At 59.3% G+C, this 13,077-nt stretch carries 10 protein-coding genes and 1 riboswitch; of the genes, 6 read left to right on the top strand and 4 right to left on the bottom strand.

Annotated elements, in window-relative coordinates:
* Nucleotides 1–6 precede the first annotated feature (6 nt).
* A riboswitch (cyclic di-GMP riboswitch) is annotated at nucleotides 7–92 on the bottom strand.
* A gap of 437 nt (nucleotides 93–529) precedes the next feature.
* Entirely contained in the window at nucleotides 530–2,572 is a 2,043-nt protein-coding gene (gene prlC / locus BN1139_RS12445) for an oligopeptidase A (protein ID WP_005355884.1), read from the top strand.
* A gap of 207 nt (nucleotides 2,573–2,779) precedes the next feature.
* Nucleotides 2,780–5,326 carry a putative bifunctional diguanylate cyclase/phosphodiesterase gene (locus tag BN1139_RS12440; protein ID WP_005355885.1) on the top strand — a complete coding sequence of 849 codons (2,547 nt, stop codon included), beginning with the start codon at nucleotides 2,780–2,782 and terminating at the stop codon, nucleotides 5,324–5,326.
* A gap of 6 nt (nucleotides 5,327–5,332) precedes the next feature.
* Here BN1139_RS12440 and BN1139_RS12435 read toward each other — a convergent pair whose 3' ends face one another.
* Nucleotides 5,333–6,073: a substrate-binding periplasmic protein gene (locus BN1139_RS12435; protein ID WP_005355886.1), complete on the bottom strand. Its 741-nt coding sequence runs from the start codon at nucleotides 6,071–6,073 to the stop codon at nucleotides 5,333–5,335.
* Nucleotides 6,074–6,149: 76 nt separating this feature from the next.
* On the opposite strand from BN1139_RS12435, the gene BN1139_RS12430 reads away from it, so the two are divergent.
* The gene (locus BN1139_RS12430; protein ID WP_005355887.1) at nucleotides 6,150–6,899 is read left to right on the top strand and encodes a class I SAM-dependent methyltransferase; all 750 of its coding nucleotides are present in this window, start codon (nucleotides 6,150–6,152) and stop codon (nucleotides 6,897–6,899) included.
* 71 nt (nucleotides 6,900–6,970) lie between these two features.
* Here the strand turns inward: BN1139_RS12430 and BN1139_RS12425 are convergent, their stop codons facing one another.
* From BN1139_RS12425 to rhlB, 3 genes are read right to left on the bottom strand one after another with little or no spacing between them, the layout of a single operon-like run.
* Complete coding sequence (locus tag BN1139_RS12425) at nucleotides 6,971–7,225, bottom strand: Rho-binding antiterminator (protein WP_005355890.1); 255 nt, start codon at nucleotides 7,223–7,225, stop codon at nucleotides 6,971–6,973.
* 30 nt (nucleotides 7,226–7,255) lie between these two features.
* On the bottom strand, nucleotides 7,256–8,746 hold the full coding sequence (gppA, locus tag BN1139_RS12420) for a guanosine-5'-triphosphate,3'-diphosphate diphosphatase (protein WP_005355894.1): 1,491 nt from the start codon (nucleotides 8,744–8,746) through the stop codon (nucleotides 7,256–7,258).
* Nucleotides 8,747–8,757: 11 nt separating this feature from the next.
* Nucleotides 8,758–10,047: an ATP-dependent RNA helicase RhlB gene (rhlB, locus tag BN1139_RS12415; protein ID WP_005339414.1), complete on the bottom strand. Its 1,290-nt coding sequence runs from the start codon at nucleotides 10,045–10,047 to the stop codon at nucleotides 8,758–8,760.
* 113 nt (nucleotides 10,048–10,160) lie between these two features.
* Here rhlB and trxA point away from each other — a divergent pair, with 113 nt between their 5' ends.
* The 3 genes from trxA to BN1139_RS12400 all read left to right on the top strand — a co-directional run bounded on the left by trxA (nucleotide 10,161) and on the right by BN1139_RS12400 (nucleotide 13,058).
* Nucleotides 10,161–10,487 (top strand): thioredoxin TrxA, encoded by a 327-nt coding sequence (gene trxA / locus BN1139_RS12410; RefSeq protein WP_005339416.1) that lies wholly within the window; start codon nucleotides 10,161–10,163, stop codon nucleotides 10,485–10,487.
* 204 nt (nucleotides 10,488–10,691) lie between these two features.
* Complete coding sequence (gene rho / locus BN1139_RS12405) at nucleotides 10,692–11,957, top strand: transcription termination factor Rho (RefSeq protein WP_005339417.1); 1,266 nt, start codon at nucleotides 10,692–10,694, stop codon at nucleotides 11,955–11,957.
* A 108-nt stretch (nucleotides 11,958–12,065) separates the two neighbouring features.
* Nucleotides 12,066–13,058: a hypothetical protein gene (locus tag BN1139_RS12400; protein WP_005355898.1), complete on the top strand. Its 993-nt coding sequence runs from the start codon at nucleotides 12,066–12,068 to the stop codon at nucleotides 13,056–13,058.
* Nucleotides 13,059–13,077 lie beyond the last annotated feature (19 nt).

The following is a 13,077-nucleotide window of genomic DNA, read 5'->3' as shown; positions in this document are numbered from 1 at the left end:
GTCCCCGGGGGCAGCCCCGCTGTCATAGGTGTTTTCCCTTAGACCGGTGGCTTTGCGTCGCGCCCTTTCGGGTCACTTTGCCTTTTTCACCCGATTTCTGTGCAGCACAGAGAATCAAGTGACCTGCATGGCAGGTTGCCTATGATAGATGCTTGAAAATAAATTAATCAATAGTTGGTTTTGATTCTAATTGACTGAAAAATATTGATAATTTGTTACATTCACCACATTTTGTCCGTTTCCATGATTGGGCATGACGGTACTTGGCTGGCTGCTGTGGCGCCGGTAAATGGCGACTTTTTGCCCCTTGAAAGTAGCGGTAAGAGCCAAAAAAGGCCCACAGATTCATTCTGTTACTGGCTGTTGATAGCAAAACTGCAGCAACGGCAGAGATCCGGGTCGCAATGGCTGGAAAAGTACAGGGTTGCGGCGGATTCCCGCTTGATTATTGCGTGGCTTGGCCACATGTTAGAAAGCCATACAGAGCTGCTAAAGCGGTCTGTTCAAGACCAAACAAGAGGTAACCGGGATGAATAACCCTTTGCTGACAATGGATTCGCTGCCCCCTTTCAGCCAGATCAAGCCGGAGCAGGTGCAGCCTGCCGTGATTCAGGCGATTGCTGATTGCAAGCAGAAGATCAGCGATGTGCTGGCCCAGCGTGATCCCCATACCTGGGATAGCCTGATTGCCCCGCTGGAAGAGGTAAATGACCGCCTGTCACGGATCTGGTCACCGGTCAGCCACCTCAACTCCGTACTCAACAGCGAAGCGCTGCGCGAGGCCCATGATGCCTGCCTGCCGCTGCTCTCCGAATTCCAGACCTATGTCGGTCAGCATGAAGGGCTCTATCAGGCCTATCTGGCCCTCTCCCAGAGCGATGATTTCCCGCTGCTGAGCGGCGCCCAGCGTAAGGAGATCCAGAATACCCTGCGTGACTTCCGCCTCTCCGGTATCGGTCTGCCTGCCGAGGCGCAGCTGCGCTATGGCGAGATTCAGGCCCGCCTCTCCGAGCTGGCCTCCCGTTTCAGCAACAACGTGCTGGATGCAACTCAGGGCTGGCACAAGCTGGTGGCCGATGAAGCCGAACTGGCCGGTCTGCCCGACAGCGTGCGTGCCGCTGCCCGTCAGATGGCTGAACTTAAAGGCAAAGAGGGCTGGCTGTTCACGCTGGATATCCCTTCCTACCTGCCGGTGATGATGTATGCCGACAACCGCGAGCTGCGCGCCGAGATGTACGAAGCCTTCACCACTCGCGCCTCCGATCAGGGCCCCAATGCGGGCAAGTGGGACAACTCCGCCATCATGAGCGAGCTGCTCACCCTGCGCCGCGAACTGGCCCAGCTGCTGGGCTTTGCCAACTATGCCGAGCTCTCCCTGGCCACCAAGATGGCGGACAAGACCGAACAGGTGGTGAGCTTCCTCACCGATCTGGCGGCCAAATCCCTGCCGCAAGGCAAGGCCGAGCTGGAGGAGATTCGCGCCTTCGCCGCCGAGCAGCATGGTCAGAGCGAGCTGGCCGCCTGGGATCTCGCCTACTACGCCGAGAAGCTCAAGCAGCACAAGTTCTCCATCTCCGATGAGCAGCTGCGCCCCTACTTCCCCGCCAGCAAGGTGGTGAAAGGGCTGTTCGAAGTGGTGAAGCGGGTGTTCGGCATGAAGGTGCGTGAGCGCCTCGGCATCGACACCTGGCATCCTGACGTGCGCTTCTACGACATCTTCGATAGCGAGGATGAGCTGCGCGGCAGCTTCTATCTCGACCTCTACGCCCGCGAGCACAAGCAGGGCGGGGCCTGGATGGATGTCTGTCTGGGTCGTCGCTACCGTCAGGATGGCTCGCTGCAAAAACCGGTGGCCTACCTGACCTGCAACTTCAACGGCCCGGTGGATGGCAAGCCTGCGCTGTTCACCCACAACGAAGTGGTCACCCTGTTCCATGAGTTTGGCCACGGCATCCACCACATGCTGACCCGCATCGATGTGGCCGGCGTGGCCGGTATCAACGGCGTGGCCTGGGATGCGGTGGAGCTGCCGAGCCAGTTCCTCGAGAACTGGTGCTGGGAGTCTGAGGCGCTGGCCTTTATCTCCGGCCACTACGAGACCGGCGAGCCGTTGCCTGCCGATCTGCTGGAGAAGATGCTGACCGCCCGCAACTTCCAGGCGGCGATGCAGATGCTGCGCCAGCTGGAGTTCGCCCTGTTCGACTTCCGTCTCCATCAGGAGTTTGATCCGGCCAATCCGGCACAGCTCCCGGCGCTGCTGGATGAGGTGCGCAGTCAGGTAGCAGTGATGACGCCGCCAGCGTTCAACCGCTTCCAGCACAGCTTCTCCCACATCTTCGCGGGCGGCTATGCGGCGGGCTACTACAGCTACAAGTGGGCCGAGGTGCTCTCTGCCGATGCCTTCTCCCGCTTCGAGGAGGAGGGGATCTTCAACCCGGCGACCGGCCAATCCTTCCTGAAGAATATTCTGGAGAAGGGGGGCTCGAAGGAGCCGATGGAGCTGTTCCGAGCCTTCCGTGGCCGTGAGCCCAAGGTGGATGCACTGCTGCGACACAGCGGGATCGCTGCCTGAGATTCCTGGCCCGCCGCCTGTGTGAGCTTCAAGCAGGTACACTGTTTTGCGGCATAGTGGGATCGAGTCGTGATTTCTGCGACAAAAAGGGACCTTTTGGTCCCTTTTTTCAAGGCTTTTTAATATCTTGCTGATTGCATATTTGCACTGCCCACGGCTCTTCAGTAGAGTCGTGTTCTAACCTTCAAGGAGAGAAAGCCACTTGCCATGAGGCGAGCACTCGATTCCGTCTATCAAATCATCTCCAGTCTGGCTCATTCGAGCGGCCAGGGATATTTCGATACCTTTGTGAGTGAAATCGCCGCTGCTGTGATGGCTGATGTCGTCCTGATCGCCAGCAGGGAATCAAATGCTACCCACCTGACGGTTCAGGCTGCCCATCCCTCCTCTCTTGACCCCGATACCCTGACGCTGCCACTGACTGACTCTCCCGATGCCATTACCTGGCAGGAGGGGGAAGCCTGGTTCAGCGATCGTCTGTTGCAGCTGTTCCCCGCGATGCCGCTTGCCGATGCGTGGCAGGCCCAGGCCTACGCCGGGATCGCCCTCAAGGATGCGGATGGCGAGACCATAGGCATCTGCTGCCTGCTCTATCGTCAGCCGCAGGCCAATATGACCAAGGTGATGGGGCTGCTCCGGTTGCTGGGGCCGCTGGCCGGTCGCGAACTGGCGCTGATGCTGCAACGCCAGCTGCCGCAACTCTTGCCTGATACCCCCCATGTGCTGCAGAGCATGCTGTTTCAGGCCCCGGTGGGGATCGGCAAGCTCGATCTCACCGGCCGCATTCTCTGGGCCAATCCGGCCATCGAGAAGATGCTGGGTTATCCCCTCGACGAGCTGCTTCATCGCTCCATCTCCGACATCAATCACCCGGAGGATTGGCAGCGCAGCCTTGAGTGCTACGAAGAGATCCGGCGCGGCGAGCGCAGCAGTTTCACCCAGGAGAAGCGCTACTTCTGCAAGGGGGGCGAGATCCTGTGGGGGCGGGTAACTGTCACCCTGATCCGCGACGAGCAGCAGCAGCCGGACTACCTGATGGTACTGCTGGAGAATATCGATCCCCTCAAGCGTCATGCGGAGCAGCTCAAGCTCTCCCACCGGGTCTACGACAACCTCTCCGAGGCGATTCTGGTGTGCGACGCCGACAGCCGCATCATCTCGGTCAATCCGGCCTTCGAGCAGATCACCGGCTACAGCAGCGATGAGGTGCGGGGCCAACGTCCCAGCATGCTCAAGTCCGGGCTGCACGATCAGACCTTCTATGCCGACATGTACCATGCGCTGGAGCGGGTGGGGGTGTGGCGTGGCGAGGTGTGGAACAAGCGCAAGAACGGCAAGCTCTATCCGCAGCAGCTGATGATCAGCACTCTGCGCGAAGCTGGCAAAATTCAGCAATATATCGCCATTTTCAGCGATCTTTCCCAGACCAAGGTGGCCGAGCAGAAGATCGCGACCCAGGCCAACTACGACAACCTTACCAGCCTGCCCAACCGCTGGCTGTTTGGCCGCTGCCTCACCCGCTTCTGCGAGCGGGGCGAGCGCTTCGCGCTCATGGTGCTCGATCTCAACAACTTCAAGGCGGTCAATAACAGCATGGATCACCATGCTGGCGATGCCCTGCTGCGGGAGGTCTCGGATCGACTGGTGAGCCGGGTGCGCACCGAAGATCTGGTGGCCCGCATCGGTGGCGATGAGTTCGCGTTCCTGGTGCCCGGCATCGTCACCCGCCGTCAGGCCGAGGTGTTTGCCAAGCAGGTGATCGGCAGTTTCGCCCGCCCCTTTATGCTGGCCAACCAGCACCTCTATGTGACCGCGACCATCGGCATGACTCTCTGTCCGGTCGATGGCAGCGAGAGCGACGAGCTGCTGCGCAATGCCGAACAGGCGCTGTTTGCGGCCAAGCGGCAGGGAAGGTTGCTCGGAGCCTACTGCTCATCCATGCGGGAAGAGGTGCGCCAGCGCCACCAGATGCAGCAGGATTTGGCCGAAGCGATCAAGCTGGAGCAGCTGACCATGGCCTACCAGCCGATCTGGGACAATCGCAGCGGACGGGTCGCCAAGCTGGAGGCGCTGGTGCGCTGGTATCACCCCCACTGGGGGCAGGTATCTCCTGCCGAGTTTATTCCGCTGGCGGAAGAGGCGGGATTGATTCAGGGGCTGGGTGCGCTGGTATTATGGCAATCGTGCCGGGATCTGGCGCGGTTGCAGCAATCCGGCTTCCCTGATCTGCAGATGTCGATCAACCGTTCCACCATGGAGTTCCAGACCATCGACCCCGAGGCGAGTGAGTGGCTCAAGGTGATCCAGCACTTCGGGCTCGATCCTGCCGACATCGTCATCGAAATCACCGAATCTCTGCTGATGGAGAGCAGCGATCAGCACAGGGTGCGGATCGATGCCCTGCGCGAGGCGGGCTGCAAGCTGGCCATCGACGATTTCGGTACCGGCTACTCGGCCCTCAACTATCTGCGCACCTTCCCGGTAGATCTGGTCAAGATCGACCGCTCCTTCGTGCGCCATATCCCCTTCAACGAGCAGGATCGGATGCTGCTCGATGGCATCATCAACATAGTGCACAACCTCGGCATGCAGGTGGTGATCGAGGGGGTAGAGACCCGCGAGCAGCTCAACTTCCTCTGCCAGAAAGGGTGCGCCTTCACTCAGGGTTATCTGCTTAGCCGCCCGCTGGCCTATGACGATCTCACCGAATATCTGCAGCTCAATGACAAAGGGATGTTTCTGCAGATCAGCTAGTGGCGCTTACTCCTTCGATGTCATCTGTTCCTGTTTGGTTTTCAATGTCCGGTAATCCTCGCCGAGATAGCGCAGATAGATGCGATCCAGTACTCCCTCATCCTGCAACTGTTGCAGCGCCTTGTTGTAGGCAGGCAGCAGGTCAGCCTTCTGTTTGCCAAAACAGAGGTAGAGCGGCGTCGAATCGATAAAGGGTGTGAGGGCGCGGATCCTGACGTCCTGCTCCCTCGACAGAATGGGGGCAGAGAAGTAGTCCAGGATGATCATATCGACCCGGCTCTTTTCCAGCATCAGTAGCAGCTGTTTGTCGGAGTGAACCTTGATGGTCTCCCAGCCAGTGAAGTTCCTGATCTTGGCCGTGTAGTCATACCCCCTGACAATTCCTACTTTCAGCCCCTTGGCCATCTCCCACGAGAAGTTCTGTAACGGACTGTCGGTACGCACATAGGCGGCCAGAGGATAGAAGGCGGTGGCAAGGTCAGAGTGATAGCAACCGGGGAGAGGGGCATTGTCGAGAATGCCATCCGCTAGCTGGGTGCTGACATACTGCTCGCAGCGCCCCCAAGGCAGTTCAAGCAGGGTGAGGTTCATGCCAAGGCGGCGCGCCACCTCTTGATGGATCTCCACCGAAATGCCCTCTTTCAGGTTGCCCTGTTCGGCATAGGAAAAGGGAGGCCAGTCTACGCCGCAGACCTTCAGGTTTGTGCCGCTCTGGGCGGCGAGGAGCAGGGTAATGAACAGGTTCATGGGATTTCCTCCCTACAGCGACTTGAAGGGGCTGTGGTACACTCGGTTCACTGAACTTAGAACGCATCCAAAGACCATGCAAATCCTCCTCGAAGACCCCGCCAAGGCCGCGCAGGCAGACGCGCTGGCCAGCCAGCTTGCCCAGCTCGACCTTCCCCAGTTTGCCCTGGTGTTTACCCCGGAAAGGTTGGAACTGCGCAAGCTGGATGAGCCCAAGCTGGGAGCCGTCTATGTGGACTTCGTGGAAGGGGCGGTGGCCCATCGCCGCAAGTTTGGTGGTGGTCGCGGTCAGTCCATCGCCAAGGCGGTGGGGCTGAAGGCCGGAGCCACTCCGACCGTGGTGGATGCCACTGCCGGGCTGGGGCGCGATGCCTTCGTGCTCGCCTCTCTCGGTTGCAAGGTGACCCTGATCGAACGCAGCCCCGTGGTGGCCGCTCTGTTGCAGGACGGGCTGGCGCGGGCGGCGCAGGATCCCGAGATTGGCCCCTGGGTCAGCGAGCGGATGCACCTGCTGCAAGGCCCGGCGGTGGACAACTTGCTGGCGCTGCCGGAGCGGCCCGAGGTGATCTACCTCGACCCCATGTTCCCGCACAAGCAGAAGTCGGCGCTGGTAAAAAAAGAGATGCGGGTGTTCCAGTCGCTGGTGGGGCCGGATCTTGATGCGGATGCCCTGCTGCCTGCCGCGCTCAAGATGGCGAACAAGCGGGTGGTGGTGAAACGCCCCGACTACGCCGGCTGGCTCAATGAACAGAAGCCCAGCATGGCCATCGAAACCAAGAGCAACCGCTTCGATGTCTATGTGATGGCGGCGCTTGCGGCGAGTTAACGGTCGGTGCGAGTTGCGGATGCAAAAAAGGAGGGCCAACGTCATGTTGGCCCTCCTTTTTCGTATTGGATTCAGTTGGTTGGCGCGAAGCGGATCAGCTTCTCTTCCCCTTGCCAGTTCAGGCGCAGGGTCGCCAGTTCTGCCAGGCTGAGCCGCTCGCCACTGTGCAGCAACAGATACTCGACCCCTTCGCTGGCTTCGATGGTGCGGATCTTGTCATCCCATTGGCGATCATCGCGGCCGGTGAGGGTCACCGGCAGTTGCCAGCTGGCAGCAATTTCGAGCCAGTCGTAGAGATCGCAGCTGATGGGTTGATAATCCGGCATGATCGGCTCCAAAACAGGCAGGTTGCTGAGTCAGGCTTCCTGTACGCGGGTCGGCCAGCCCATCTTCTGCTGGCGTTCCACTTCAAAGCGCAGCTCGCTGGCGCGCAGGTAGTGTTCATCCATCCAGCCCTTGGGCAGGGTCAGGGTCAGTGACTCCTCTTCTGCCTGCAGGGTGAAGCTGGGCACTGTGCCCTGGGTGCGGCGCATACAGAGGATCAGCGCGATGCGCAGGATACGGGCCAGCCGGATCGCCTGACGACCGGTGACTGCACCCTGCTTTTCCAGCGGTTCCAGCTTGAATTCGTCCCGCTGGTTGAACAGCAGGGCCGACAACAGCTTCTTTTGCGCAGGGGTAAAGCCCGGCATGTCGATGTTGTCGATGATGTAGGCGGCGTGTTGCGGCGCCTTCTTGTACTCGATACAGAGGCCGATCTCGTGCAGCAGGGCGGCATAACGCAAGATCGGACGACCGTAGCGTTTGGAGAGTCGCCAGGCCGGTTGCAGCTGGTTGAACGCCTCGACGGCGGTATCGCGCACCCGTTCGGCGTGCTCTTTATCCAGCTGATAGCGGCTGATCAGGCTGTCGGCGGTGCGATCCCGGGCATCACAGTCGTGATTGTTGCCAAGCAGACCGTAGATCAGTCCTTCACGCAGGGCGCCACCCGCGAGGGTCATGCTCTCGATATCGAGGGTTTCGAAGATGGCAATCAGGATGGCGAGGCCGGAGGGGAACACGGTCAGCCGCTCGGCCGCCAGCCCTTCCAGTTGCAGCCGGTCGAGCTTGCCGCAGGCGATGGCCTGACCCATCAGCTCCTGCAGTTTCGGCAGGGTGACCCGCTCGCTCTTCCCTTGCGCCAGCATGATCTCTTGCAGCGCCTGTACCGTGCCGGAGGCGCCAACGCAGGTGCGCCAGCCGAGGGCGCGGTAATCTTCCGCCACCTTCTCCAGCACCGCCTTGGCGGCAGCAATCGCCTGCTCGAAACGGGCTTCAGAGAGCTCGCCATCACCAAAGTGATTGTTGAGCCAGGTGACGCAGCCCATGTGCAGGCTGTTGAGCAGTTTTGCTTCGCTATGTTCGCCGATCACCAGTTCGGTGCTGGCACCGCCGATGTCGATCACCAGCCGGTTGCCTTCCCCGGCAGAGGTCCAGGAGACCCCTTCATAGATGGTCTTGGCCTCTTCCTCGCCCGAGATGATCTCGATGCTGTGGTTGAGTACCCGTTCCGCTTCGCTGAGGAACTCATCGACGTTGGTAGCCAACCGCAGGGTGGCGGTACCCACCACCCGGATGTTGTCTGCCGGAATGTCCTGCAACTGTTCGGAGAAGAGACGCAAACAGTCCCAGCCCCGCTCCATGGCGGCACGGCTGAGACGAAATTCCGGATCGAGCCCGGCGGCGAGGCGAACCTTGCGCTTGACCTTGGCGACGGTGCGCAGGGCACCGGCGACCTCGCGCACCACCAGCATATGAAAGCTGTTGGAGCCGAGGTCGATAGCGGCATAGAGAGGCGAGTTGTGCAACGGGCCTGTCCTTAGCTCTTGCGCGGCGGACGACGACGGTTGTTGCTGTTGCCACCGCCCTGGCGATCCCGCATGTTGCGGTTCACCGGCTGACGGTTGCGGAACACCCGTTTCGGCGGGGTCACGTCATCCAGCAGCGCTTCACGGTCGTACTTGCTGACCGGAATGGCGTGGTGGATGTACTCCTCGATGGCCGGCAGGTTGAAGGCATAGTCTTCACAGGCCAGGCTGATGGAGTGACCGCTCTTGCCGGCACGACCGGTACGGCCGATACGGTGTACATAGTCTTCGGCGTCGTCGGGCAGGTCATAGTTGAAGACGTGGGTCACGTCAGGGATGTGCAGACCACGGGCGGCCACGTCGGTGGCGACCAGAATATCGAGCGCACCCTTGGTGAAATCCTCGAGGATCTTCATCCGCTTCTTCTGCGGCACGTCACCGGTCAGCAGACCGACGCGGTGGCCGTCGTTTTCCAGCCAGGCATGGACGTCTTCACAGACATGCTTGGTGTTGGCGAAGACGATGGCTTTTTCCGGCCACTCCTCTTCCATCAGGGAGAGCAGCAGCAACATCTTGTCTTCATTGGAGGGGTAGAACAGCTCCTCCTTGATCCGCACGCCGGTCATCTGCTCCGGCTCTACCTGCACATGTTCCGGATGGTTCATGTGTTCGTAGGCCAGCTCCTGCACACGCAGGGAGAGGGTGGCGGAGAACAGCATGCTCAGACGCTCGGTGGCGGGCGGCATGCGGCGGAACAGGAAGCGGATGTCCTTGATGAAGCCCAGATCGAACATGCGATCCGCTTCGTCCAGTACCACGACCTGAATGTTGCTCAGATCGATCACCTTGGACTTGAAGTAATCGATGATGCGGCCAGTGGTGCCGATCAGGATGTCGACGCCCTGCTCCAGCACGGCCAGCTGCTTGTCGTAACCTTCGCCGCCGTAGGCGAGGCCGAGTTTCAGGCCGGTAGAGGCGGCGATGCTGTCGGCATCGTTATAGATCTGTACTGCCAGTTCCCGGGTGGGTGCCATGATGATGGCTCTGGGTTGGTTAACCAGACGGGGCTTGGTCAGCGGGTGAGTCAGCAAATAGTTGAATGTCGCGGCCAGGAAGGCAATGGTCTTGCCGGTTCCTGTCTGGGCCTGACCGGCGAGGTCATGACCTTCTACCAGCAGTGGCAGAGACAGTGCCTGGATGGGCGTGCAATAGTGAAATCCCTTTGATTCCAGACCAGCCAGAACTTCGGGTTCGAGGCCCATTTGGGCGAATTTGTCGGTCGTTAAGTGTGTTTTGCTCATGGCGGTAGGTTATCAGGTTAGGCTTGCAATAATAAACAGGATCATTTCAAATAGGGCAACTATTGCCTTTGTTGATATGTCAATAAAGCCTTAATTACTGACTGGAGTTGGAGATGAGTGACAAGATTGTTCAGCTGAGCGATGCCAGCTTCGAGGCAGATGTAATCAAAGCCGATGGCGCCGTTCTGGTCGACTTCTGGGCCGAGTGGTGTGGTCCGTGCAAGATGATTGCCCCGATCCTGGAAGAAGTTGCCCAAGAGTACGAAGGTCGCGTGACCGTAGCCAAACTGAACATCGACCATAACTCTGATACTCCGCCCAAGTACGGCATTCGTGGTATCCCGACCCTCTTGCTGTTCAAGAATGGCGAAGTGGCAGCGACCAAGGTCGGTGCACTGTCCAAGACTCAGCTGAAAGAGTTCCTGGACGGCAACCTGTAATAATTAAAGAGGAGCGCATTGCAATAATGCGCTCCTTGTGTTTTATCACCTAGACGCTCATCCCGATTGGTGCTAGTTTATCGCTCGTTTGCTAACCTTTTTGCCTGACTCTTTGCTAACCACAGCCTGGCAATCAAATCCGATCAGCATCAATCCAGCAGACTGTCTCCTCATTTCAATCCTTGCTTACAGACTTTCACCACTATGAATCTGACTGAATTAAAGAACACTCCTGTGTCCGAGCTGGTCAAGCTTGGCGAATCCATGGGGTTGGAAAATCTGGCTCGGGCGCACAAGAAAGATATTATTTTTGCAATCCTCAAGGCGCACGCCAAGGGTGGTGAAGATATCTTTGGCGACGGTGTGCTGGAAATCCTGACCGATGGTTTCGGCTTCCTGCGCAGTGCAGACGGCTCCTATCTGGCAGGCCCTGACGATATCTACGTCTCCCCGAGCCAGATCCGCCGCTTCAACCTGCGTACCGGCGATACCATCTCCGGCAAGATCCGGCCACCGAAAGAGGGCGAACGCTACTTCGCACTGCTCAAGGTCAATGAGGTCAACTACGACCGTCCGGAAAACTCCCGCAACAAGATCCTGTTTGAAAACCTTACCCCCCTGCATGCCAACGAACGTCTGCGTATGGAACGGGGTAACGGCTCTACTGAAGATATCACCGCCCGTGTACTGGACCTGGCTTCCCCCATCGGTAAGGGCCAGCGTGGCCTGATCGTGGCGCCGCCCAAGGCCGGTAAGACCATGCTGCTGCAGAACATCGCCCAGAGCATCGCCTACAACCACCCGGACTGTGAACTGATCGTTCTGCTGATCGACGAGCGTCCGGAAGAAGTGACCGAGATGCAGCGCATGGTAAAAGGTGAAGTGATCGCTTCCACCTTTGACGAGCCTGCTTCCCGTCACGTTCAGGTTGCCGAAATGGTGATCGAGAAGGCCAAGCGTCTGGTCGAGCACAAGAAAGATGTGGTGATCCTGCTGGACTCCATCACCCGTCTGGCCCGTGCCTACAACACCGTTATCCCGTCATCCGGCAAGGTACTGACCGGTGGTGTGGACGCCAACGCCCTGCACCGTCCCAAGCGCTTCTTCGGCGCCGCGCGTAATGTTGAAGAGGGCGGCAGCCTGACCATCATCGCCACCGCACTGATCGATACCGGTTCCAAAATGGACGAGGTTATCTACGAAGAGTTCAAGGGTACCGGCAACATGGAACTGCACCTCTCGCGCAAGATTGCCGAGAAGCGCGTCTACCCGGCTATCGACATCACCCGCTCAGGTACTCGTAAAGAAGAGCTGCTCACCTCAGGTGACGAGCTGCAGAAGATGTGGATCCTGCGCAAGATTGTCCACCCGATGGGCGAGATCGACGGTATCGAGTTCCTCATCGACAAGCTGGCGATGACCAAGACCAACGACGAGTTCTTCGACGCCATGCGGCGCCAGCAGAAGTAAGTCCGGTCAGAAAATGACGAAACCGCGGCCATGGTCGCGGTTTTTGTTTATCTGTTTTCCGGTCGCCCTAGTAGTATGAGATCCCGATGTCACATGGATGGAGACGTCATGAAGCCTGTTTTCTGGTTATTGCTGGGGTTGCTGAGTGCAATGCCAGTCTGTGCGCAGAGTGCTCCGGTCGCGGTGACAGCCGAGACGTTGCAGACGCACCAGCGCTATCTGGCGGGCCGTCTGCAGGAGGGGCAATTTGCAGCCATCGACTCCCTGTTGGCGACCCTGAGTCGCGAGCGGCGGGAGTTCCTGCTGTTGCAGCTGCTGCGGGATATTCCAGCTACCACCCCTGCATCCCCTGCGTTGCAACAATGGGTCGAGGCTCAGGCCGACAAGGCCCCCGAGTGGCTCATGGAGCAGCAGGTCGACGGTTTTCTGGTGCAGCAACCTGTCTATGATTTTGCCGCGCAGGCCCGTCAGTTGCTGGGGGAGTGGCAGCTGCAATCACTGATGCAGCGCTATCGGCAGCAGCTTGCCCAGGGTAGCTTCCAGCTAAAGTCCATCTACTACAGCAGTAACCCCGATCTCGCCATGCAGCAGCAAGCCCTGTTGCTGGCCCTCGACACCTTGCCGCAGCCGATCTGGATGCGGGAGGCGCAAGCGCTGGCCAGTCAGAATATCTATCTGCCCGATAATCACCTGTTGTTCCATCTGTTGCAGCGCACCGGGGAACCGGCGCTGTATGGCATGCTGTGGCGGCGGCCGGCAGATCAGGATGCGCTGCGTGCACTCTCTACCATCAACCGCTTCCATCACGGCAGTGCTGCCAGCGATCTGCTGATTGCCGCCAGTGGCAACGAGGGGTTGAAGGGGGCCGCCCTGCGCCAGCTGAGCGCGCTCTCCCCCTTGCCGCCGCAGGCCCAGAAATACCTGCTGGCGGAACTCTCCAACCGCCAATACGGGGCGCTGGTGGCCGGTCTGTTGATGGAGGTGGACGAGCCCCAGCTGCTCTCTGCACTGGCCAGACGCCTTGGCCAGCGTGACATGCCACCCATTGCACCGAGTCTGCTGCCCGATTCGGGTACACCCGATGGGCAGCCAGGGTTATAATGCGTGACCTCCTGAACCC

It is taken from the genome of Aeromonas veronii bv. veronii, assembly GCF_000820225.1.
In the GTDB taxonomy this organism is placed as follows: domain Bacteria; phylum Pseudomonadota; class Gammaproteobacteria; order Enterobacterales; family Aeromonadaceae; genus Aeromonas; species Aeromonas veronii.
This window is presented reverse-complemented; position numbering and strand designations above follow the sequence as displayed.

Bases quoted from the DNA above. Each gene is read 5' to 3' on its own strand.
- trxA (WP_005339416.1), top strand. From the start codon at position 10,161: ATGAGTGACAAGATTGTTCAGCTGAGCGATGCCAGCTTCGAGGCAGAT.
- rhlB (WP_005339414.1), bottom strand. From the start codon at position 10,047: ATGAGCAAAACACACTTAACGACCGACAAATTCGCCCAAATGGGCCTC.
- BN1139_RS12435 (WP_005355886.1), bottom strand. From the start codon at position 6,073: ATGAACCTGTTCATTACCCTGCTCCTCGCCGCCCAGAGCGGCACAAAC.
- BN1139_RS12400 (WP_005355898.1), top strand. From the start codon at position 12,066: ATGAAGCCTGTTTTCTGGTTATTGCTGGGGTTGCTGAGTGCAATGCCA.
- BN1139_RS12440 (WP_005355885.1), top strand. From the start codon at position 2,780: ATGAGGCGAGCACTCGATTCCGTCTATCAAATCATCTCCAGTCTGGCT.
- rho (WP_005339417.1), top strand. From the start codon at position 10,692: ATGAATCTGACTGAATTAAAGAACACTCCTGTGTCCGAGCTGGTCAAG.
- BN1139_RS12430 (WP_005355887.1), top strand. From the start codon at position 6,150: ATGCAAATCCTCCTCGAAGACCCCGCCAAGGCCGCGCAGGCAGACGCG.
- BN1139_RS12425 (WP_005355890.1), bottom strand. From the start codon at position 7,225: ATGCCGGATTATCAACCCATCAGCTGCGATCTCTACGACTGGCTCGAA.
- prlC (WP_005355884.1), top strand. From the start codon at position 530: ATGAATAACCCTTTGCTGACAATGGATTCGCTGCCCCCTTTCAGCCAG.